Annotated in this window: 21 protein-coding genes; 12 read left to right on the top strand and 9 right to left on the bottom strand. The window is 35.0% G+C overall.

The genetic code is table 11. The features are described from left to right. Positions 1-114: 114 nt before the first annotated feature. From recO to gdhA, 3 genes are all read right to left on the bottom strand, one after another. Positions 115-828 (bottom strand): DNA repair protein RecO, encoded by a 714-nt coding sequence (recO, locus tag E0W73_RS11850; protein WP_135222294.1) that lies wholly within the window; start codon positions 826-828, stop codon positions 115-117. A 94-nt stretch (positions 829-922) separates the two neighbouring features. After that, positions 923-3,202 (bottom strand): type IX secretion system anionic LPS delivery protein PorZ, encoded by a 2,280-nt coding sequence (gene porZ, locus E0W73_RS11845; protein ID WP_135222358.1) that lies wholly within the window; start codon positions 3,200-3,202, stop codon positions 923-925. A 131-nt stretch (positions 3,203-3,333) separates the two neighbouring features. Next, positions 3,334-4,677, bottom strand: coding sequence for an NADP-specific glutamate dehydrogenase (gene gdhA, locus E0W73_RS11840; protein ID WP_135222293.1), 1,344 nt, complete (start codon positions 4,675-4,677; stop codon positions 3,334-3,336). A gap of 322 nt (positions 4,678-4,999) precedes the next feature. On the opposite strand from gdhA, the gene E0W73_RS11835 reads away from it, so the two are divergent. Continuing rightward, positions 5,000-5,794 (top strand): THC0290_0291 family protein, encoded by a 795-nt coding sequence (locus E0W73_RS11835; RefSeq protein ID WP_135222292.1) that lies wholly within the window; start codon positions 5,000-5,002, stop codon positions 5,792-5,794. A gap of 88 nt (positions 5,795-5,882) precedes the next feature. Here the strand turns inward: E0W73_RS11835 and E0W73_RS11830 are convergent, their stop codons facing one another. Beyond that, on the bottom strand, positions 5,883-7,025 hold the full coding sequence (locus tag E0W73_RS11830; protein ID WP_135222291.1) for a cystathionine gamma-synthase: 1,143 nt from the start codon (positions 7,023-7,025) through the stop codon (positions 5,883-5,885). A 168-nt stretch (positions 7,026-7,193) separates the two neighbouring features. Here E0W73_RS11830 and E0W73_RS11825 point away from each other — a divergent pair, with 168 nt between their 5' ends. The 3 genes from E0W73_RS11825 to E0W73_RS11815 all read left to right on the top strand — a co-directional run bounded on the left by E0W73_RS11825 (position 7,194) and on the right by E0W73_RS11815 (position 8,830). Next, complete coding sequence (locus E0W73_RS11825) at positions 7,194-7,937, top strand: DUF3298 and DUF4163 domain-containing protein (protein ID WP_135222290.1); 744 nt, start codon at positions 7,194-7,196, stop codon at positions 7,935-7,937. A 96-nt stretch (positions 7,938-8,033) separates the two neighbouring features. Next, positions 8,034-8,510 (top strand): DUF6932 family protein, encoded by a 477-nt coding sequence (locus tag E0W73_RS11820; RefSeq protein WP_135222289.1) that lies wholly within the window; start codon positions 8,034-8,036, stop codon positions 8,508-8,510. A gap of 11 nt (positions 8,511-8,521) precedes the next feature. Further along, complete coding sequence (locus E0W73_RS11815) at positions 8,522-8,830, top strand: hypothetical protein (RefSeq protein ID WP_135222288.1); 309 nt, start codon at positions 8,522-8,524, stop codon at positions 8,828-8,830. A 31-nt stretch (positions 8,831-8,861) separates the two neighbouring features. Here E0W73_RS11815 and E0W73_RS11810 read toward each other — a convergent pair whose 3' ends face one another. The 3 genes from E0W73_RS11810 to E0W73_RS11800 all read right to left on the bottom strand — a co-directional run bounded on the left by E0W73_RS11810 (position 8,862) and on the right by E0W73_RS11800 (position 11,945). Next, a complete protein-coding gene (locus E0W73_RS11810; protein WP_135222287.1) occupies positions 8,862-10,007 on the bottom strand; it encodes an ATP-binding protein in 1,146 nt (381 codons plus the stop codon). A gap of 104 nt (positions 10,008-10,111) precedes the next feature. Next, entirely contained in the window at positions 10,112-10,870 is a 759-nt protein-coding gene (locus E0W73_RS11805) for an SDR family NAD(P)-dependent oxidoreductase (RefSeq protein ID WP_135222286.1), read from the bottom strand. Between the two features lie 199 nt (positions 10,871-11,069). Next, positions 11,070-11,945 (bottom strand): aldo/keto reductase, encoded by an 876-nt coding sequence (locus E0W73_RS11800; RefSeq protein ID WP_135222285.1) that lies wholly within the window; start codon positions 11,943-11,945, stop codon positions 11,070-11,072. A 212-nt stretch (positions 11,946-12,157) separates the two neighbouring features. Between E0W73_RS11800 and E0W73_RS11795 the strand changes: the two genes are divergently transcribed. The 8 genes from E0W73_RS11795 (at position 12,158) to E0W73_RS11760 (ending at position 21,722) form a co-directional block, all read left to right on the top strand. Beyond that, positions 12,158-13,162: an AAA family ATPase gene (locus E0W73_RS11795; protein ID WP_111425207.1), complete on the top strand. Its 1,005-nt coding sequence runs from the start codon at positions 12,158-12,160 to the stop codon at positions 13,160-13,162. 139 nt (positions 13,163-13,301) lie between these two features. Continuing rightward, the gene (locus E0W73_RS11790) at positions 13,302-14,165 is read left to right on the top strand and encodes a DUF58 domain-containing protein (protein WP_135222284.1); all 864 of its coding nucleotides are present in this window, start codon (positions 13,302-13,304) and stop codon (positions 14,163-14,165) included. 148 nt (positions 14,166-14,313) lie between these two features. Further along, positions 14,314-15,948, top strand: a complete 1,635-nt coding sequence (locus E0W73_RS11785) for a hypothetical protein (protein WP_135222283.1) — start codon at positions 14,314-14,316, stop codon at positions 15,946-15,948. After that, positions 15,948-16,949 carry a vWA domain-containing protein gene (locus tag E0W73_RS11780; protein WP_135222282.1) on the top strand — a complete coding sequence of 334 codons (1,002 nt, stop codon included), beginning with the start codon at positions 15,948-15,950 and terminating at the stop codon, positions 16,947-16,949. The genes E0W73_RS11785 and E0W73_RS11780 overlap by 1 nt, the downstream gene beginning before the upstream one ends. Before the next feature lie 149 nt (positions 16,950-17,098). Then, positions 17,099-18,124, top strand: coding sequence for a VWA domain-containing protein (locus tag E0W73_RS11775; RefSeq protein ID WP_135222281.1), 1,026 nt, complete (start codon positions 17,099-17,101; stop codon positions 18,122-18,124). A 152-nt stretch (positions 18,125-18,276) separates the two neighbouring features. After that, positions 18,277-19,041 (top strand): tetratricopeptide repeat protein, encoded by a 765-nt coding sequence (locus E0W73_RS11770; RefSeq protein ID WP_135222280.1) that lies wholly within the window; start codon positions 18,277-18,279, stop codon positions 19,039-19,041. 97 nt (positions 19,042-19,138) lie between these two features. Further along, entirely contained in the window at positions 19,139-20,884 is a 1,746-nt protein-coding gene (locus E0W73_RS11765) for a BatD family protein (protein WP_135222279.1), read from the top strand. Between the two features lie 91 nt (positions 20,885-20,975). Then, positions 20,976-21,722, top strand: coding sequence for a tetratricopeptide repeat protein (locus tag E0W73_RS11760; protein WP_135222278.1), 747 nt, complete (start codon positions 20,976-20,978; stop codon positions 21,720-21,722). A 156-nt stretch (positions 21,723-21,878) separates the two neighbouring features. Here the strand turns inward: E0W73_RS11760 and E0W73_RS11755 are convergent, their stop codons facing one another. Both E0W73_RS11755 and E0W73_RS11750 read right to left on the bottom strand, forming a co-directional pair. Further along, entirely contained in the window at positions 21,879-22,448 is a 570-nt protein-coding gene (locus tag E0W73_RS11755; RefSeq protein ID WP_135222277.1) for a 5-formyltetrahydrofolate cyclo-ligase, read from the bottom strand. Beyond that, the gene (locus tag E0W73_RS11750; RefSeq protein WP_135222276.1) at positions 22,435-23,412 is read right to left on the bottom strand and encodes a succinylglutamate desuccinylase/aspartoacylase family protein; all 978 of its coding nucleotides are present in this window, start codon (positions 23,410-23,412) and stop codon (positions 22,435-22,437) included. Before E0W73_RS11750 ends, E0W73_RS11755 begins: the two co-directional genes overlap by 14 nt. Positions 23,413-23,548: the final 136 nt, after the last annotated feature.

Raw genomic sequence — 23,548 nt, 5'->3', positions numbered from 1 at the left:
ACGAGGTGCGAAAGTAAGGAATTTTGAGTAAAATAGAGAAAATATGACGGAAAAAAGAGCGATTTCGGGAAATTCCAAACAGATTCTGCAACAAATATTGCGCTTTTGGCGTATTTAAGAGAAAACTTCCTTTAAAATCTCGAGAGATTTAGGTTTTTTGAATCCTTCTAAATGCAGACTGTAATAATCAATTAGAATTTTGAGCAAGAGCTGCCTTTCTAAAACATGAAAGACTTTTTGATTGTTGTCGAATCTTAATTCCAATAGTTTTTTAAACAAATTGGTTTCGTGTTCAGACAATACATTTCCATTATGAAAAAGCGTAAAAACGCCTTCATTCATTTCAAAAAAAGGAAGATTTACATCTGAGACATCAGGATAAAAACCGAGATACTTAGTAATTTCTAACAGCAGAATTAAGTGAAAATTTGAAATTTCGTCATGATGATCGAGCCAAGTCAAGGCAGTTTCTAAAAAGAGAAAAAGCTGTTCGTTTTTTTCTTCTTCTTGAATGGAATAATGAAGCATTTCAGACAGAAACATTACCATCGTACTTTTAACAATATCAGTATGAATAGTCTGAAACGGAACCGCAGTTTTGATCTCTTTAAAATTTTCCAAAGTGCCTTTGTTTTTATGAACCGCTTCAATGTCTAAAATCGAAAACGGCTGAAAATAAGCAATCTTCTGACTTGCTTTTCGGCTCGAAAAAGCATCCCGCACAAAATAAGATTTCAGTCCGCTGGAAAGGGTGAAGCATTTTACAATCAAGCTTTTTTCCTGAAATTTTAAAGAAGAGATTACTATGGCTTTGGTTTTGACAAGCAAAATTTTTGTTTTTTTTGTTTAAGGTTTAAAGTTTCAAGTTCGACCAATAAAGAGAAAACTGAACACTAAAAAACTGAACACTGAATACTTACTATTATCGAATAATCATTACTTTTTTTACTTTGGTTTCTCCTCCGTCTTGAGCGGAAATAAAAACCATGTAAACGCCTGATGCTACTTTATATCTGCCGAAAGCTGTTGTATCCCACTCGATGGTTCCTCCTTCTGATGTGGTTTCGTAAACTAAATTCCCTTCAATATCTGTAATTTTAACATTGGCTTTATCAATTAAGCCAGCCACTTTTACAGTACCAGTATACGTTGGCCTTACAGGATTCGGATACACATACACATTGCTTAAATCATCATTGGCGCTAGTTGCAATTCCGCCAAAAGAAATCATTCCCTTGCTGGTTGCAATAAACACTTCTCCGGTTTTGCTGTTTATCTTGATATCATTGATAACATTGCTCGGAAGAGGTGAATTATTAATCGTAAAATGATATTTGGTTTCTTGACCGTTTGGCGAAACCATAAAAACGCCAGAATCTGCTGTTCCGATCCATTTGTTGTTGGCACCGTCGACTACTATCGAGGTGATAAACTGTTCATACAATAATTCCTGAGCTAGATTATCATCCATTATAATAATCGAATTCGCTTTAAGCTGTCCATCATTCTGAAAACTTCCAATATTTGACAAGACTCTTAAGCCTTTTCCTGTCCCTATCCACAACTGGTCTTTTGCATCAATCGCTACAACTCTCACATTCTCTGTAGGGAGATTTCCAGTATCGGTTCCCGACGTAATTTTTTTGTATGTATTATTGCTTTCATTAAAAGCAATCACGCCATTATTACTTGTAGCAATCCACTTCGTATTATTTTTATCAATTACAATGTTGCCGAAATTTGTAGATTCAGGACTGTTTAAAATCGTGCTTGTGGCATAACTTTGCCATTGCCCATTTGGCTTTAGAACCTTCAAGCCATTTTTAACCCTGCTGTTGGTTACCCAGAGATTACCTGTTTTGTCAAAAGCAGTTCCGTTGACGCGAATGTCAATATAATTAGGATCTGTAGTTACGAGACTTTCTAAACCGCTATTTTTTTCGTTAAACAAAAAATTCGGAACATCGTTCTCGATTCTTAGCAAGCCCGAAAAAAAGGAACTTGCATAAACCTTATTTTCATTGGACGGATTCACCAAAATCTTAACGATTGACTTGGCATCATAAACTTCACTGTACGGAATAGCAAGCCAGCCTGAAGCATCATATTTACTCACTCCATAACTGTCTAAAGGATATGGATTGTAAAAAGTATCATAATCGCCATAAACCGCCCAAAGCACATTTGAAGTGACATCAAGCGAAAAAATATTGTTGCGCGATGGTCCGCTTGGTGTATTGTTTTCAAAAACTGCATTTCCGGTAAGCAAAGAAGAGAATAGTCCTTTTTCTTTAGTTCCAATAAAAATCTGATTTCCAACACTTGTTGCGCAGGTAAAATTCAAACTATTATCCAAAACCTGAAGATTCGTAATCTGCCGATTTTGAATCATTTGACTATTGTAGACATAAACCGCTTGTGGAGTGGTAACAAACAAATTACGATTTACAGCACGTATATCTACGACAGCCTGTGGTAACTGCGAAAAACCGACAAAAGTATTGGAATTATATCGATGTATATAACCTGACGTATTGACCGCAACAAGTTCTGTATCTAAACTTTCTACTCCTGACCAATTTCCTGAGTTGATTAAAATCCATCTGTTAAAATCAATCAAATTTGGATTGGCGATAGCTGCACGTTTTATTCCGTTTGAAGTTGCGGCGAAAATAAAGCCATTAAAATAAGCCGTTTGCCTAACACTGACCTCTACCCCGTTATCTCCAATAAAATAAGTATCTCCAAACTGCATTGTGTTCAGATTAAACTGTACAATTCCGAAATCGCATGAAACATACACAAATCCGTTATATTCCATAAAATGATTGATTTTCTTTAAGTCCGAAGGAAGCTGTTTATTGATAATATCTACTTTTTTAAGAATGCTACCGTCTTCATTAATTACAATCATTAATCCGTTTTCGTAACCTATAAGCGTTTTTTTAAAGGCTTCGCTGTAATAAATCGCTGCAATAGTCTGTCCCGACAGTCCGTCGATAGTAGTAATTGTTTTTTGAACATTTGAAGCTGTATTTTTAGAAAACAGTGCATTCTCTGAACCCGCAAAAACGGTATTTGAAGACTGCGAAATGTCTTTGATTTCATTAAATGAGAAATAGCCTTGCCATGACAATTTATTTTGTGTCCAGCAAAACTGAAACAGAATTGAAAACAAAACACAGAAAATTCTTCTCTTCATCATTTATTATATTCGAATAGACAAATATACTACAAACGGTATTTATTTAGTTTTTGTTCTGCTGTAAATAAAAAAATGCCTTCGAATTATCTTTTAGATAACTGAAGACATTTCATCATTGTAATTAAATTTTAAACTACACCCTGAGCGAGCATAGCATCGGCCACTTTTACGAATCCGGCAATGTTTGCGCCTTTTACGTAATTTACATAACCGTCTTCTTCGGCACCGTATTTTTTACATTGATTATGAATTCCGACCATGATCTCTTTCAATCTCAAATCTACTTCCTCGCTAGTCCAGTTAAGACGAATAGAGTTTTGAGTCATTTCTAATCCAGATGCGGCAACACCACCTGCATTGGCAGCTTTACCAGGAGCAAACAATACTTTATTGTCTAAGAAAAGCTTGATAGCATCTAATGTCGAAGGCATATTTGCAGCCTCTGTCACACATAGAACACCGTTTTCAATCAGTTTTTTAGCATCTTCACCGTTCAACTCGTTTTGAGTCGCACAAGGAATTGCGATATCTACTTTTACTTCCCACGGACTTTTTCCTTTGTGGAAAACAGCGTTAGGATATTTCTCTAAGTATCTTTCTGCTCTGTTATCGCCGCTGGCTCTCATTTCGAGCATATAGTCGATTTTTTCTCCAGAAATTCCTTCTTCATCATATATATAGCCATCAGGTCCAGAAATGGTAACAACTTTTCCGCCAAGCTCATTTACTTTTAGCGCAACACCCCAAGCAACGTTTCCGAATCCTGAGATTGCAACTACCTTACCTTTTATGTCTTGTCCGATAGTACGCAGCATCTGATCTGTAAAATACACCACTCCATAACCTGTAGCTTCTGGTCTAATCAATGAACCTCCGTAAGCTAAACCTTTTCCAGTTAAAACTCCTGTAAATTCATTTCTGATTCTTTTGTATTGTCCAAACAAGTAACCGATTTCTCTAGCTCCCACTCCGATATCTCCAGCAGGAACGTCAAGATCTGGCCCAATATGACGGCATAATTCGGTCATGAAAGACTGACAAAAACGCATGATTTCTCCATCTGATTTTCCTTCTGGATCAAAATCAGAACCTCCTTTTCCGCCACCCATTGGAAGTGTAGTCAAACTGTTTTTGAAAACCTGTTCAAAAGCAAGGAATTTTAAAACAGATAAATTTACGGTATGATGAAATCTGATGCCGCCTTTATAAGGTCCGATTGCAGAATTCATCTGAATTCTAAAACCTCTGTTTACGATAATTTCTCCTTTATCATCAACCCAAGGAACTCTAAAAATCACAGATCTCTCTGGTTCGGCAATTCTCAAAAGAAGATTTTTACCATCGTATTTTTTTCGCTCTGCGATAAATGGAATTACAGTTTCTGCAAATTCTCTAACAGCTTGAAGAAATTCCGGTTCGTTTGGATTTTTTGACTCAACAAGAGCCATAAATTCATTTATTTTCTGTTCCATTTTGAAATAAATTATTCGACTGATTAAGTTTAAATTCTATCCAAATTAATTAAAAATTTGAATTAAGAAAACGTTTTCGTTTTAACGCACAAAGATAGCGCAAAATACAATTAGTTGTTATATTTTTTCGTTTTTGCCTCCGATTTGTGTTATTTTCAAGCATTCCAAAAAAATACATTTTACATGTAGGTCTTTACAGGCAAAAACCGTCTTAAAAATTAGTAAATTAAGTAATTTGATACTTATTTTCTAATAGAACGATTTAATATTTTGATTCGAATATGTTTTTTATATATTTGCCAAGATTTGTAAGCCCTAAAAAATGCCTAAGCACCTATTTATCACATTATTTGCCTTATTTGGTATATCGACCGCGGCAACTGCCCAATCTGACCTAGCCTATGAGATAGGAATATATGCAGGACCAGTAACTCTTCAATCTGATTTTGGACAACGACATGATGTCGACACCAACGTAGGAAACTCTGGTTTTGGGATTGGAATTATGCACTTCATCAACTTTTCTGCTGCAAATAACCGCGAAAGTTTTTTTACAGAACATTTTAAGGTAAGATCTGATCTTTCTTTCAGCAGAACAAATCTCAAACATTATGGAGACTGGGTAGACAGAAAACCTGACGGTTTATTTGCTCAGCAGCTAAAAGCGGTACGAGCAACCTCAACTGTAGTAGGTCTCGGAGCTCAGTTAGAATTTTCTCCTTTTATGAAAATTCACGATTTCGAAAATACAATCGGTGGTTTCAGCCCTTATTTTGCAGCAGGTTTTCAGGTAAATTATTACTCTGCGAAAATTTCCTCTCACTTAGGAAATTTATCACTTCCTACTGTAACTCCTGTCAAGTTTTTAACTCCATCTGATGGTCGTGCTCATGGTTTTTCTTCTGAAAATGGCGTAGCTTTATCTGCAACTGGTGCAGTTGGATTTCATTATAAAATCACAACAATGAGCGACTTGATGTTTGAAACCCGCTTTCAGATGTTCAGCTCAGACTGGATTGACGGATTAAACCCAAACAAAGACATCTACAAAGAAAACAAATCAAACGACTGGCAGGTTTGGTTTAACTTCGGATATATTTACTACTTAGAATTCTAAAATTATCTAAATTTCAAAATATAAAAAATCCCAAATTCCAATCGTAATTTTTAGGAATTTGGGATTTTTTTATTGGAATTTCCTTTTTTTAAGAAAGTGCTTGTTCTAAATCGGCAATTAAATCGTCTGCATCTTCAATACCTACACTTAAGCGAACCAAATCATCATTAATACCAACTTCTGCCCTTTTATCTGCAGGAATAGAAGCATGAGTCATCAATGCAGGATGATTGGCAAGTGATTCTACACCTCCAAGAGATTCAGCCAAGGTAAATACTTTCAGTTTCTCTAAAAACGCAATCGAATCTTCTTTTTTACCCGATTTAAAATCAAAAGAAACCATTCCGCCAAAAGCTTTCATTTGTTTTTTAGCGATTTCGTGAAAAGGATGAGTTTTTAATCCAGGGTAATAAACCGTTTTTATTTTAGGATGATTACTTAAGTATTCGACTACTTTTTCACCATTTTCGCAATGTCTCTGCACACGTAAAGCCAACGTTTTGATCCCTCTCAAAACCAAAAAACTATCCATTGGTCCAAGTGTCGCTCCTGTTGCAAATTGTTGAAAATGCAATTGATCTCCTAATGCGGCATCTTTTACAATTAGCGCCCCAGCAATCACATCAGAATGGCCTCCTAAATATTTTGTCGCAGAATGCATCACGATGTCGGCACCCAAATCAAGTGGTTTCTGTAGATATGGTGTCGCAAAAGTATTGTCAACAGCCAAAAGAATATTCTTCTCTTTGGTAATTTTAGCAACCTCTGCAATGTCTGCCAATTTCATCAATGGATTTGTGGGTGTTTCCACCCAGATCAATTTGGTGTTTTCATTAATCAAGGCTTTCAATTTGTCGATATTGGTCATATCTACGAAATGAAATTTAATTCCAGAATCTTTATATATTCTTGAGAACATTCTGTAAGTTCCACCATATAAATCATCCATGGCAATGATTTCGTCACCGGCTTTAAAAGATCTTAAAACGCAGTCTGTTGCAGCAAGACCAGAAGAAAAAGCCAATCCGCGTGTTCCGTTTTCTATACTTGCCAGTGCGTCTTCTAGAGCAGTTCTAGTAGGATTTGAAGCACGGCTGTACTCGTAATCTGCCAAAGGTTTTCCAGGACTTGTCTGTACAAATGTAGATGTCTGATAAACGGGTGGCATAACCGCGCCAGTAGACGGGTCGTGATGCTGTCCTCCGTGTATCACTTTTGTATTGAATTTCATATAAATAAAATTTATTTATTAAAGTTTGTTCTCAGCAAATTTGTAGATATTCGCAGTTTTTTTGATTTATGTTTTAAAAATCGTAATTTTAAAATACAAATTTACCTTTTAATTTAATTTGTTTTAGCTCCTCTTCTTTTTCTTTTTATATAATTAACATTTCGTGACATGAAACAATATCCACTTTTTATCTTTTTGCTGCTGTTGTTTACAGGCTGTAATAAAGAGCTTTCATTTGAAAACGAGACATTTGAAGAGAAGTCCACTATTCCGTGCGAAAAAGACTGCCCGATAATCTCAATGGAAATTCCGATTGCAAAAAATAAGAAAATTATTTCGGACAGCATCAATAAAAGAATCTATAATGTCATAAAAGAGATTGTATATTTTGAAGAAGATTCAATCAAAACAAGTGATTACAAATTGCTGGCAGCTTCTTTTATAAAATCTTACGAAGAAATGCATAAAAAATTTCCAACTGAAACTTTCGGTTGGGAAGCAAAAATAAAAGGGAATGTAGAATTTGAATCTGAACAGATTCTAAACATTCGCATAGACCACTACACTTTTACAGGTGGCGCCCATGGTTATCAAGGATATCGTTCTCTATTGTTTAACCCAAAAACCGGAAAAGCTATCGCTAATGATCAGCTTTTTAAAAATGAAAAAGAATTTAAGGCTTTCGCCGAAAAAGCTTTCCGAACAAAATATCAAATACCAGAAAAGGCCAACATCAATGCCACAGGCCTGATGTTTGAAAATGATAAATTTCAGTTGCCACAAAATATTTTTTACACCAGCGAAGGTCTGCTTTTATATTACAACTCTTATGAGGCCGCTTCGTACGCAGATGGCCCTAAAGATATTTTATTTCCGTATGATGAAGTAGGGAAATATTTGAAATTTAAATAAAACCGCAATGGGTAAACAAAATTCAATTGAATAAAAAATATTAAAATTCTTACATATTTTTGTATAATTTTGAATTCTTTTTTAACCATTTTGAATATGCTAACATTTAACAATTCAGGCCTATTAGTTCCTGATTATAAAATTGCCTCAACCATTCTAGAGTTTGAAAATGAATTTGTAAAAAAAATACCTTCCATTCGAAGAAAGGAGATATTTGAAGCTTATGTTAAATATAATGACGATTTCAAAAAAGTATGTAATTTAGATGTTTTACATCAATGGATAAATGGGTCATTTGTTTCCAAAAAAATAAATCCTGGAGATATCGATTTAGTAACATTTCTTGATTACAGTATTGTTTTAGAATTAGGGTCAAGATTAGATGATTTCATATTTCCACATTCAGAAGAAATTTATGGCGTTGATGCCTATATCATTGAAGTCTATCCAGAAAATCATGCTAACAACTTCAGATATATAAGTGACAAGGCATATTGGCTTGATCGATTTACAAAAACCAGAAGAATAAGAGGAAACAGATTGTCAAAAGGTTTTTTAGAGATTAAATTTTAATTCATATTACAATGAAGGACAACAAATTGTATCATATACTAGACTTGATTGAAGAAATTGACAAGGTTGACAAAATGATTTCTTTACATGAAGATTCGGATTCGAATTTAATGTCAAATCAATATAAAAATCAAAAATTAAAATTAAGCAATTACCTTGTTAAAGAACTTTTGACCAGTAGTGAAAACAGAAGTGAGGTCATGTACATTATTAAGCTATTTATAGAAAAGTTTTATGTTAACGAAATCAATCATTTAAAGTTTGGCGAAAATGACAATCTAAAAAAAATCGAAGATGTTTTTATTGAAAATTATACCTAAACAAAATCCTTAGCACCTCAGAACCTCTTTCTCACTGAATATCATACTTCATTTTCCTTAAAACTCTCAACGCTTCCTTAAACGAAGTATAAACATGACTGTAAGGCTTAAGCAATAATTTAGCGTCAATCAGTTTTTGTCTTGCATCTTCAAAACCATTGAGGTAACAAATCATAAAAGTTGAGGGAAGATTTTCTAAATCTTTCATTTCGCGTTCTGATAATACAATCTCCTTCTGTAGTTTGTTTAGCAGTGCTGTATTCGAATTGTAAATATGATACAACATTTTTCGGTTGAACTCTGGAGGCTGAAAAAGCATCTGACGGTCGATTTTGTAATAACCGTTATCGAAAAAATGAATCGTTTGCTCTTCTAACGGATAATAACTCGTTTTATCATTAAGACCCAGCGGAACATATTCTGTAATGGTAAAAGTATCGTCATTATATTCGATTGTAACTACATCTTGTGCAGAATAAAAAAGCTTGATTTGTTCGTTTATCAATTCAATATCAACACGAGATAAATACGTTTTATCTCGAAGTTTTTTAGGAACTCCCGCCCAGCAGATTACAAACAATTCTTTAAAAACACGATATTTCGGAGACATATCCTTATGCCTGAAATTCATAAAGTCAATAACGCCGTCTAAAGTATACTGAATGCTGTTTCGAGAACTGTTTTCGATTCCGATTACCGTTTCTGTATTCTGATTGTTTTTTTCAATTTCTTCGTGTTCTTCTAAAGGTATAGAATTACTGCCCCGCCTTACAAAAATACTGTTGGCGAGAATGGTATGAATTCCTTTTTTAAAATAGGAGATTTTACTTTTGGGTTTTATCGTAACCAAACCGACTACTTTGTCTTTTGGAAGATTCGGAAAAGGGACATTTTCGTATTGAATTTTTGGCGGATTTTCTAAAAAGGCATTCACTAGATTTTGAATTCGGCTGTCATCGAAAAAGTCATCGCCCACAATCTCATTATCCTGATCTTCAACTCCAACCACGATATAAGAATTGTTATTCGGATTGGAATTGGAAAGCGCGCAAATGTGTTTCAAAAATTTGCCTTTTCCTTCTCTGGAATGTAGATTCAATTGCCTTTTTTTATCATAAAAACTGCTTTCGTCATTATGAGCTAGAAGATTTTTAATTAAAAGGCGTTTATTAATCATGTCGATTTTATTTTGCCACGAATTGCACTAATTCGCACTAATTTAATTTATTAAAACTTAAAATTAAAAAAAAGACGCACTACTGTGCGTCTCTACAATAAATATTATAAATTATTTTTCTTCACTATAGTCGAAGATGCCTGTGCTGTACTCATAACAACCAAATCGGCAATATTTACATGATAAGGTCTTGAAATCACAAAGTGAATGATGTCTGCAATATCTTCTGCCTTCAAAGGGTCAAATCCTTTGTAAACGTTTGCTGCTCTTTCTATATCTCCTTTAAAACGGACTTCGCTGAATTCTGTAGCCACCATTCCAGGATGAATTCCGCCGACTCTAATGCCGAATGGATTTAAGTCGATTCGCATTCCGGCTGTAATAGCATCAACGGCATGTTTAGAACCGCAATAAACATTCCCGTTTGGATAAACTTCCTTGGCGGCTGTAGAACCAATATTGATAATATGTCCCGATTTCCTTTCGACCATTTGCGGAATTATTGCTTTGGAAACATATAAAAGTCCTTTTACATTAATATCCATCATAGCATCCCAATCGTCTAAATCTCCGTTTTGAATGGGATCTAAACCATGGGCATTTCCGGCATTATTGATTAAAACATCAATTGTCGAAAAGTCGTTTGGCAAAGAACCTATTTTTTCCAGAACCTCTTTTTTATCGCGAACATCAAAAGCCAAAGAATGTACTTCTGTAAAAGCAGAAAGTTCTATTTCGAGTTCCTCTAAACGGTCTTTACGTCTTCCGCAAAGAATCACTTTGTAATTGTTTTTTGCCAAAATCTGCGCAGTTGCTTTTCCAATTCCGCTAGTGGCACCAGTAATTAAAACTGTTTTTTTCATTTTAAATATTTTGTTTTTAACACATAGAAACATAGATTTACTTTGCTTAAAAAGGCATTTCATTTGCATAAATTCACATAACTATGTGTAAGTAAAACGCTAAATTCATCTTTTAAAAACATAAAAAATCTATGTTTCTATGTGTTTATATTTTTGCATTCTAACTGAACACTAAAAACTGTAAACTGAACACTAAAAATTAAGGCACATCGTCGCCCATACTTTCTGTCCAGATTGCGAACCAGTCTTCTGTATCCATATCCAGTTCAATTGCTTTTGACAAAGATTGAATTCTAGCAATATTCACAGTTCCAGCAATTGGAATCACTTTAGCGGGATGTTTTAAAATCCATGATAATAAAAGGGTATCTGCTCCTAAATGATATTTCTCTAATAAGGTAGAAAACAGTTTTTTCAAACGACGAGTTTGTTTTGTATCTTCTCTGAAAACAGTTCCAAGCGGATTCCATGACAACGGACGAATTCCGTGTGTCTGCATATAATCCAAACTTCCGTTCAACATTGGCTCATAATGTGTTGCAGAAAACTGCACCTGATTATAACTCACTTCTGTTTTCTGGCGAATTAATTCTGTTTGTGAACTTGTAAAATTTGAAAGACCAAAATCAATGATTTTACCTTCTCCTTTTAATTTCTCCACTGCTTCAGCAATTTCATCAGCCTGCATTAAAGGACTTGGTCTATGAAGCAAGAAAACATCTACATAATCTGTTTTCAAATTTTTTAAAGAACCTTCAACAGATTTAATGATGTAATCTTTAGAATAATCATAATGTTTAATTTTATTTTGAGGACGTTTTTCGGCAATCATTTGGATGCCGCATTTGGTAATTAATTGTAATTTTTCACGGTCAATTTTACTAGCATGAAAAGCCTTTCCAAAATCGGCTTCGGTGGTGTAAGATCCGTAGATATCGGCGTGGTCAAAAGTAGTAATTTTGTTTTCGATACTTACCTGTATCAAGTTTTCCATTTCTTTGGTTGTAAGGTTTTTATCCCAAACTCCCCAATTCATAGTGCCTGAAATAATAGGCGATAAGACTGTTTTGCTCATAATAGTTATGCGTTATTTTTGGTAATAATTATGCTTTAATAAAACATAATCATCAAAGTTCTTAAAAATATAAAAATAGATTCACAATTAGTCCTTAAAATTAGGTCATTGGTCGAAGTTTTAACCATTCTTTAACATCTTACTTCTCAAAAAATAGTCAATTTGCACTCTCAAAAATTAGGCGTTAAAATCAAGGTTTTAAAAATATTTATATGGAAGAAAATACAACGACTTTAGACATTAGAGCGATAAATGAAAAAATTGAAAGAGAAAGTGCTTTTATAGACCTTCTTACAATGGAAATGAACAAAGTTATTGTGGGTCAGAAACATATGGTCGAGCGTCTATTAATCGGGTTACTTGGACAAGGACATATTTTACTAGAAGGAGTTCCGGGTCTGGCAAAAACTTTGGCTATTAATACGCTTTCTCAGGCAGTTCAAGGTTCTTTCAGCCGTATCCAGTTTACGCCAGATTTATTACCTGCCGATGTTATCGGAACCATGATTTACAACATTAAAGCAAACGAATTCTCAATTAAAAAAGGACCGATTTTCGCCAATTTCGTTCTTGCCGATGAGATCAACCGTGCTCCTGCAAAAGTACAGTCTGCGCTATTAGAGGCGATGCAGGAAAAACAAGTTACCATTGGTGATTCTACCTTCAAATTAGACCGTCCGTTTTTAGTATTAGCGACGCAAAACCCTGTTGAGCAAGAAGGTACTTATGCACTTCCTGAAGCACAGGTTGACCGTTTTATGCTAAAAACTGTTATCGATTATCCAAAAATTGATGAAGAGCGTTTTGTAATTCGTCAGAACTTAAAAGGTACTTTCGAAAAAGTAAATCCAGTAGTTTCTGTTGACCAGATTTTACGTGCGCAAGAAGCGGTTCGTGAAGTTTATATGGACGAAAAAATTGAGAAATACATCTTAGATATTATTTTCGCAACACGTTACCCAGAAAAATACAAATTAGCCGATTTAAAACCGCTTATCAGTTTTGGAGCTTCTCCTCGTGGAAGTATCAACTTGGCTAATGCTGCTAAATGTTATGCTTTCATCAAACGTCGTGGTTACGTAATCCCAGAAGACGTTCGTGCAGTTGTTCACGATGTCTTACGCCACAGAGTTGGAATCACTTACGAAGCAGAAGCAGAAAACATTACTTCTGTAGACATTATCAACAAAATCGTTAACGAGATTGAGGTACCTTAAAAAAAGTGCTCAGTGTTCAGATTTTTAGTATTCAGTAAAAACTGTTAACTGAATCTCTGAACACTAATAAAGACAGAAAGACCTTTTAGAATTTGAACTTACTGAACACTTTCTAACTGATCACTGAACACTAAAAAAAATGGATACAAAAGAGCTTTTAAAAAAAGTACGGAAAATAGAAATCAAAACGAAGAGACTGAGCAATCATATCTTTTCGGGAGAATACCACTCTTCATTTAAAGGACGAGGAATGACGTTTAGCGAGGTGCGTCAATACCAATACGGAGATGATATTCGTAACATCGATTGGAATGTGACCGCACGCTATAACGAAGCTCACGTTAAAGTATTTGAAGAAGAGCGCGAATTGACTATGGTTTTGATGGTCGATATTTCGGGCTCTGAATCTTTTGGTTCTAAAAATCAATTTAAGAAAGACATCGTAACCGAAATTGCGGCGACGATGGCTTTTTCGGCTACACAAAACAATGACAAAATTGGTCTAATCTTATTTTCTGATACCGTAGAACTATACATTCCGCCAAAAAAAGGGCGTTCGCACGTACTTCGCATCATTCGAGAATTGATTGAATTTGAGCCGAAAAGTCATAAAACCGATATTGCTCAAGCTTTGAAGTTTTTATCTGGAACTCAAAAGAAAAAAGCCATTATTTTCATGATTTCCGATTTTATGTCTGATGCTTACGAGCATACTTTGAAAATTGCTTCAAAAAAACATGATATTACAGGAGTTCGTGTGTATGACATTCGCGAAGAAAGAATTCCAAATCTAGGTATGGTGCCCATGCTAGACGCCGAAACTGGCACTATACAATTGGTCGATACGGGTTCAAAAGCGGTTCGTCTTAATTATGAGAAACATTATCAAGAAAAACTGAACTACTTTAAAGACACTTTCCGTAAATCGGGAGCAGGAATCGTAAATACCAGAGTAGACGAAAATTATGTTACAAAACTATTAGGCTATTTCAAATCACGATAAAATAATTTTAGATAGCAGATTTTAGACTTTAGATTGTTTCAAAAAGATAAATTCTGCAAAAATTAAAAAAAACAAACTAGCTTAAATCTGCATCATTCAATTCATTTTTAAGCTTTCATTTTAGACTAAAATCTGAAATCCAAATCAAATGAAATTTAAACTTTATATATTTTTATTTCTCTTTTCTACTATGATTTTTGCGCAGCAGAAACCTGTAGAAACAAGCATTGATACCACAAAAAATAAAATTGGTGCCGAGTTTAAGCTAACACTTAAAACTGTTGTAAGCTCAAAATCAAAAGTTGTTTTTCCGAAACTTAAAAATATCGGTGCTTTAGAAGTAATTCAGTCTTATCCGATTGATACGGTTAAGAAAAACGACACTTACGAATTAATAAAAAAATACGGTTTAACACAGTTTGACTCTGGAAAATACGTAATCCCTAGTGTAAAGATCCTGATTGACAAAAAACCATTCTTTTCTGATTCTATCAAAGTTGAAGTTGCCAACGTAAAGGTGGATACTTTACAGCAAAAAATGTACGACATCAAAGACATTGCTTCTGTTGATGAGGAAATGGGAACTTGGTGGATTTACGTCTTAATTGCATTAGTGATTATCGGAATCGGCGCTTTCGTTTATTGGTACGTTAAAAAACGTCAGCTGAAAAAGATTGAAGAAGAAGTTTATAAAACGCCTATCGAAAAAGCGACCAGTTTATTGAACAATCTAGAGAAAAAAGAACTGGTTCAAAAAGGTGAAATCAAAGAATATTATAGCGAATTAACAGATATCGCCAGAAATTATATAGAAGAAGCGATTCAGATTCCAGCGATGGAAAGCACGACTTCAGAATTAATTGAAGGAATCAGAACAGCTTCAACTAAGAAAAAAATGGTACTGACAGCAGAAACGGTCGAAAATCTTGAACGCGTTTTACGTCAAGCCGATTTGGTAAAATTTGCGAAATCAAAACCGCTTGAATTCGAAATCACCGAAGATAGAAACAAAATCCAGAAAGTAATTTTAACCTTGGACAATGCTATTCCAACGGAAGCTCCTGAAGATATTGAAGATCAATTATTGAATGAAGCGCAGAGACAAAAACAAATTAAGGCACAGCTTCTTAAAAAACGAAATGCACGAATTGGGTATTCTGTTGCTGCGGTAATTTTATTGTTGTTTGTAACTACCACTTATTTTGTAGTTACAAAAGGCTTCAACTACGTGAAGGATAATCTGATTGGTCATCCGTCTAAAGAATTATTAGAAGGAGAATGGGTAAAAAGCGAATACGGAAATCCAGGTATTCTAATTGAAACTCCGAAAGTTTTGAAACGAACGGATACCGAAAAAGCACTTCCTAAAGAAGCAATGGCACTTATCAAAGAAATGCAGCTGTTCACATACGGAAGCATGATTGATAACTTTTACATTGCCGTTTCAACCAGTACATTCAAACAGCCAACAGAGATTGATTTGTCTAAAGCACTAGAAGGTTCTCTAAAAATAGTAGAACTTCAAGGTGGGCAAAATATCATTGTCAAACAGGAAGATTTTCAGACTAACGAAGGCATTCAGGGAATAAAGGGATACGGAACGATGTCTATCCTGAATCCGGCTACTAAAACCAGCATAAAAGCGTATTATGAAATCCTTCTTTTCAAACAAGATCAAGGATTGCAGCAGATAATAATTTTGCATGAAGAAGGCGATACGTATGCAAACGACATTACAACGCGAATTCTAAATTCTGTTGAACTTAAAAAAGCGAATAACTAATGGATAAACTAACCTTTTTAAATCCAGAATTCTTTTGGTTGTTTCTTTTGATTCCAGTTGCAGGAGGATGGTTTTTCTGGAAAAGAAACCAACAGTCGGCAACGCTGAAAATGAGTTCTACGGCAGGATTTTCGGCCAGTCCTTCTCTACTCGCCAAGCTAAAACCTGCTTTGTATGTTTTTAGGATTCTAGCATTAAGTTCATTAATTATAGCACTGACAAGACCGAGAACGGTGGACATCAGCAATCAGACTAAAACCACAAAAGGGATTGATATTGTAATGGCAATTGACGTTTCTGGAAGTATGCTGGCACGAGATTTAAAGCCAAACCGAATGGAGGCTCTAAAAAGAGTGGCGGCAGATTTTGTTGGCGAAAGACCAAACGACCGAATCGGACTCGTTTTATATGCTTCTGAAGCCTATACCAAAACTCCGGTAACCAGCGACAAAGCCATAATTCTTGAAGCAATAAAAGAAATTAAGTACGACAACGTATTGCAGGACGGAACCGGAATCGGAATGGGACTTGCAACAGCGGTGAATCGCTTAAAAGACAGTAAAGCAAAAAGCCGCGTTATTATATTATTGACAGATGGTGTAAACAATGCTGGTTTTATAGAACCTGAAACCGCTGCGGATATTGCCAAACAATACGGAATAAAAGTGTATACGATTGGGCTGGGAACAAACGGAATGGCTTCATCTCCATACGCATACGCTCCAAACGGAAGCTTATTGTTTAAAATGCAAAAAGTAGAAATTGACGAAAAATTAATGAAGAGCATCGCCCGCAAAACCGATGGGACTTATTTTAGAGCAACGAGCAACGATAAATTAGCCGAAATATATAACGCAATCAATAAACTAGAAACAACCGAAATCCAAGAATTAAAATTCTACGATTACGACGAGAAATTCAGATTTTTTGTGGTGTTTGCCTTGATTTTAATCGTGCTTGAAGTCGGACTAAGAAATACAGTTTACAGAAGCTTTATTTAATTTTTCAAAAATAAAAACTTCCAAATTTTAAATTCCAAATTCTAAGTTGAATTAGAATCTAAAATTGGAAAGCAAAAATTAAAGTTTGAAAAGTTGAAATTTAAGTAAATACAAGTTTGGAATTTCAATATTGGAATTTAAAAAATTATATGGAATTAGACGAAAAAAAATATTTATACTTATTGTTTTTGCTCCCAATCGTGGCAGGTATTTTTATTTTCAATATGTATTGGAAAAGAAAAAAACAACGCGAATTCGGTGATTTGGAAATGGTAAAAAAGCTAAGTCCCGAAAAATCTGTTTTTAAACCTGTTTTAAAAATAACGGTACTTCTTCTTGCAATTCTATGTTTGATAATCGGACTAGTAAATCCGAAGATTGGAACGAAAATGGAAACCGTAAAAAGAGAAGGTATTGACATTGTTTTTGCAGTCGATGTTTCAAAAAGTATGCTAGCCGAAGATGTGGCGCCAAGCCGTCTGCAGAAAAGCAAGCAATTGGTTTCGCAAATCATCAATAATCTCGGAAGCGACCGAATTGGTATTGTGGCGTATGCCGGAAGCGCTTTTCCTGTACTGCCTATTACATCAGATTACGGGGTTGCCAAAATGTACTTGCAGAGCATGAGTCCAGATATGGTTTCGTCTCAGGGAACTTCGCTAGACGAGGCTATTCGTTTATCAGCGAAATATTTTGATGAAAAGAGCAAAACCAGCAAATTGCTAATTCTGATTTCTGACGGAGAAGATCATTCAGAAGGAGCATTAGCAGCTGCCGAAGAAGCCAATAAACTGGGAATGAAAATCATCACTATTGGTGTTGGTACAGAAAAAGGAGGCACTATTCCTTTGCGAGAAAATGGCGTTATCAGAAACTATCAAAAAGATCAAAATGGAGAAACTGTAATAACCAAACTTAATCAGGAAGGATTAAAAACAATTGCAAAAGGAGATTACGTTTATGGCGGCAGCACTAAAGAGGTTTTGGAATACATCAAAAATGCTTTAAATAAAATACAAAAAACCGAATTTGAAGCTACGCAGATGGCTGAATTCCAATCGCAGTTCCAATGGTTTATAGGATTTGCCTTTTTATTATTATTTGCAGATGTTTTCCTATTAGAAAGAAAAACAAATTGGATAAAAGAGTTGAATTTATTTAACGAAAAAAAATAAAAAAGTTAGCCACTAATTGCTCGAATTTACACAAAAACCAAATTGTTAAATTTGTGAAATTCAAAAAGAAATAAAAAATTAGTGTCAATTAGCGACCCGAACGATAGTCAACAGGCGAAGCAAATTCGTGGCTAAAAAAAACAAAATTTAGAATGAAAAATTTACTTCTTTATATTTTACTAACGGTTTCTTTTGCGGTTTCTGCACAAAAGAAAGACAAATCATTGCCTGCTGCCAATGAAGAATATAAGCAAAATAAATTTGTTGATGCTGAGGCCAACTATAGAATTTCGGAATCAAAATTTCCTAATCGCTCTGTGGCGCCTTATAATTTGGGGAATACTATCTACAGACAAAATCAGATTTCTGAAGCCAAATACGCTTACGCGAAAGCGATAAAAAATGCCAAAACAAGACCAGAAAAACACAAAGCCTTTCATAATCTTGGAAATGTGCTGATGAAAGAGAAAAACTATTCTCAAGCCGTAGAAGCCTACAAAGAAGCATTGCGCAACGATCCTACCGACGAAGAAACACGTTACAATTATGCTTACGCAAAACAGAAATTAAAAGAAAACCCACCGAAAAACGACCAAAACAAAGACAAAAATAAAGATAAGGATAAGGATCAAAATAAAGATAAAAACAAAGACAAGGATAAAAACAAAGGTCAGGACAAAGACAAAAAAGACGACCAGGGCGACAAAGACAAGGATAAAAAAGATGGCAAAAATGATCCTAAAAAAGATGACAAGTCTGACAACAAAGGAGAACCAAAACCACAGCCTGGCGGAATTTCAAAAGAACGTGTTCAGAATTTACTGGACGCTGTAAACAATGAGGAAAAGAAAATCCAAGACAAGGTAAACGCTCAAAAAGTAAAAGGCAGTCCGAAGAAAGCTGAAAAAGACTGGTAAAATAAGCAACACCTTTTAAACGTTAAATTATTATTTTAGCTCACTTTTTGAAACTAAATCACACATAACAGTTAAACAAAACTGCATAAAACAAGTAATGAAAAGATACTTAATTCTATTACTATTCGCTTTTCAGGGACTTATGGCTCAAGTACAATTTGAAGCCAAAGTCAGCAAAAACACGCTTGGAGTAAACGAAAGACTTCGAATCGATTTTATCATGAATGTCGATGGAGATAATTTCGACCAGCCGAATTTTGAAGGCTTCCACATTGTGGCAGGTCCTAGTCAGCAAATCAGCCAGTCGTGGATAAACGGAAGAAGTTCATTTCAAAAAATATATTCTTATATTTTACAGCCCGACAGAAAAGGTTCTCTAACAATCAAACAGGCTGCAATAGAATACAACGGACAGGTTTATAAAACCGCTCCAATTAAAGTTACTGTTACGAATGCCGTCGCACAGGAAAGAGATCCAAACGACAGGCCTCAAGGTAGCGGAAGCGAATTGCTGCAATTGGTCGCTGAGACTTCTAAAACAAATCCGTACGTAAACGAACCAATGACGGTGGTTTACAAATTGTACTTTAACGGAATCAATGTTACGGGTTTTAAAGAACTTGCAAAGCCTAAATACAACGATTTTTGGAATCAGAATATCGACATCAAACAATTATCACTTGAAGAAGGAACTTTTCAAGGACAAAGATGTTATTATGTAGTGCTTAAAAAGACGATACTATATCCTCAGAAATCAGGCAGACTGACTTTAGAACCGCTTTCGCTTGATATTGGCGTTCAAATGCCGACAAATCGCCGCGATATGTTTGGCCAGATGATTCTTGCAGAAGACAACAGAGTAGTTTCGGCAGGAGCAAAAACCATAAATGTAAGACCACTTCCGGAAAGTGGCAAACCAGAAGGATTTACTGGTGCAGTCGGTAAATTTAATTTTGTGGTAACTCCGTCTAAGACTACTTTAAAAAATGGAGAAAGCCTAGATTTAATCGTAAGTGCTCAGGGAACCGGAAATATGAAATTGTTTACGCTTCCAAAACCTGTTGTTCCAAATGCACTCGAAATGTATGATCCTGTACACGATGAGCAGGTGACTACTTCTCTTGCAGGAATGTCTGGAAGAATTTCAGACAAATACACTATAATTCCGCAATACAAAGGAAAATATGCAATCAAGCCAATGCAGTTTTCATACTTTGATTTAAGTTCTGGCACCTATAAAACCATCACTTCTAAAGAAATTATGATTGATGTTCTTGATGGGCCAACTTTAGCAGAAGCCAATCCATCAACAGCATCTAAAAATGTTGTAGCAAAAACCGAACAGTTTAAATACATCAAAACTAAAACTACGTTAGTTAGTATTGACAAAAATGACTTTTACGATTCAGATTTGTATTTAGGTTTAATCTTCGCTCCTTTTATAATTATTCCGCTTATAATTCTAGCGAAGAAGAAAAAAGAAGCTATAGACAGCGATGTAACTGGAAACAGAATTAGAATGAATAATAAACTGGCGAAAAAATACTTGTCTCAGGCCAAAAAGCACTTGAACAACAAAGAGCCGTTTTACATTGCGCTGGAAAAAGCAATGCACAATTTCTTAAAAGCAAAACTGCATATCGAGACTTCTGAAATGAGTAAAGATAATATCAGAGAACTGCTTTTATCAAGAAATGCCGCTCCAGAGACCGTTCAGAATTTTATCAATTTAACAGAAAACTGCGAATTTGCAAGATATGCTCCAGCATCGAGCGCTTCGATTCAGCAAGATTATGACAAGGCAGTTTTGATTATTTCTGAATTAGAAAAACAGATTGTTTAGTTTTTTAACCGCAAAGTTCGCTAAGAAAATTGATTTAGATTGTGTTGAATTTAAGTTCGCAAAGTTGAAAATCTCATTACAATATTTAAAAATGAAAAATATACTATATGTTTTTTTATTAATTTCCCAAGTTTTCTTTGCGCAAGGGCGCTTTGAATCTGCTAATGCATTATATCAAAAGGGAAAATATGAGGAAGCTGTTCAGGTCTATGAAAATATCATCAAGGAAGACAAATTAGAATCTGCCGAATTGTATTTTAATTTGGCCAACAGTTATTATAAACTCAATAAAGTTGCTCCTTCGATTTACAATTACGAAAAAGCTTTGGTTCTAAAGCCAAACGACCCCGAGACTTTGAACAATCTGAAATTCGCCAAAAAGCTTACCATTGACGAAATTAAGGAAGTTCCAAAAGTGGGGTTTGCAAAACTTATTCAGAACTTTACTTCTATCTACGATTATAATACTTGGGCAAAGATTTCGGTCGGAATTGCTTTTGCTTTTTTACTGGCTTTTATAGGTTATTACTTTTCTCAGTTAGCACTTGTAAAAAGGATTTATTTTGTCGGAATGTTTATTCTTCTAATTGCTTTGGCTATCAGTGTTTCTGCCGGAATGTCTGAAAAAAGTCATTTTGATAACGATCGTCCTGCAATTGTATTTTCTGAAATGAGCGAAGTGAGAAGCGAGCCGCAAAAAGCGGGATCGGCCGTCATATTATTACACGAAGGAGCAAAAGTCTATGTTAAGGAAACAATGGGCTCTTGGAAAAAAGTAGAATTAACAGACGGAACCGAGGGTTGGATCGATTCATCAACCATCAAGGAAGTAAAATAAGTTTTAAAACATTCAAATTTAAAAGTCCCAAATTCCAATCGCAGTTTTGGAATTGGCAGATGCGCTGGAATGATTATTTTCTTGCCACAGATTAAAATGATTAAATGGATTTAATCTTTTGAAATCCTTTTAATCTGTGGCAACTATATTTTGTAATTAAAAATGGTAAATTTTCTCAGGCGTCACACAAAAATCCAATTTAATATCCGATTCGAAGACATCATCAATTGCAGCAACCGATTCAAAAAATGAAAGACCAATTTTAATGGTTTCGGGTTTGCACTCAGCAAGGAATTTATCATAAAAACCTTTTCCGTAACCAATTCGGTTTCCAGAATCATCAAAAGCCAAAAGTGGCACAAAGACTACTTCGATTTTAGAAGACGGCACTTCGATTCCGTCAACAGGTTCAGGAATATTGTATTCATTCTTTTTGATTTTGGTATTATCCGTTAAAAGAAAATGAGTCATTTTTCTGGTTTGGAAATCACTTTTTGAAATAAGGATTTCTTTGTCTTTCCCGGAAAGCAAATGCAAAATATATTCGGTATTAATTTCTTTCTGTTCTTCAATAGGAAGAAAAACATGGTAATAAGTTTTGCTCCAAATCGGCATTTGAATCAGTTGGTTGGCAATAGCCAAACTTTTTTCTTCTATTTCGTCAGTAGAAAGTGCTTTGCGTAAATTTTTATATTCTATACGAAGTTCTTTTTTATTCGTCGGCATCGTCTGGGCTTTTAGATAAATGGTAAATCGCATCACCCTCATAAACAATTGGAGAATGATTGGCGTTGATTACATATCCGTCATGTGGCGCTTTGACTTTCTGTTCAAATTTCCCGAACGGATCGGTTATAATTGCTAAGATAGTGCCTTTGGTTACAAATTTCCCAATAAGATTAAAATCATGCAGTAAGCCTGAACATTTGGCACGAAGCCAAACTGAATGTTTAATATAAATCGAAGGTGTTAGAGGATATTCTACAATTTGGTTTGAATCCAGCATTTCCAAATAATGAAGCAAACGTTTGGTTCCTAAGACACCTTGGTTTGCAATTTCATTATTGATGTCTAATGATTTTCCTCCCTCAAAAAGAAGCATTTTTACATTTGCACTTTCAGAAGTTTTTCTAAAAGAACCATTTATATTTCTGGAATACAATGTAAAGGGCGCATTAAAAACATCGGCCAAAATCTTCAACTCCGGATTATTTTCTGTGATTCGAATTTGAGGCGCATTGAAACGGCTTGCGCCACCCGCATGAAAATCGACTGCATAATCTAAAATAGGCAGAATTTCTTCGACAATATGGTAAGCAAATCGGCTGGCAAGCGAACCTTTTTTGCTTCCTGGAAAAACACGGTTTAGGTCACGTCCGTCTGGAAACTCTCTTGATTTGTTTACAAAACCGTACATATTGATTACCGGAATACAGATAATCGTGCCGCGCGCAGGCCTGTTAATTTTTTTGCTGATAATCTGACGAACAATTTCGACACCGTTGATTTCGTCACCGTGAATTCCGGCAGAAAACAAGACAGTCGGCCCTTCGTGCTTCGAGCGGCGTACAATTACAGGAATATTGAGTTTGGTCGTAGTATGCAGACGGGCAATTTCGACATTAATGGTTCTATGTTCTCCCGGCAAAATCGATTCGCCAAAAATAACCAATGGAGCATTATTTTTCATGTAGAATTATAAAATCTAAATATAGAAATTATTCTTTTGATTTCGTAAATTTGAAACTAATTCAATGTTAAGCTTCATTTATAAATCAGAATGGTTTTAAAAAAAGCTTTTCGGGTATCTTCAGACATAAAAAAGA

Source organism: Flavobacterium foetidum, assembly GCF_004634245.1.
In the GTDB taxonomy this organism is placed as follows: domain Bacteria; phylum Bacteroidota; class Bacteroidia; order Flavobacteriales; family Flavobacteriaceae; genus Flavobacterium; species Flavobacterium foetidum.
The sequence above is the reverse complement of the archived record's forward strand: the minus strand, read 5'-3'. Positions and strand labels throughout refer to the sequence as shown.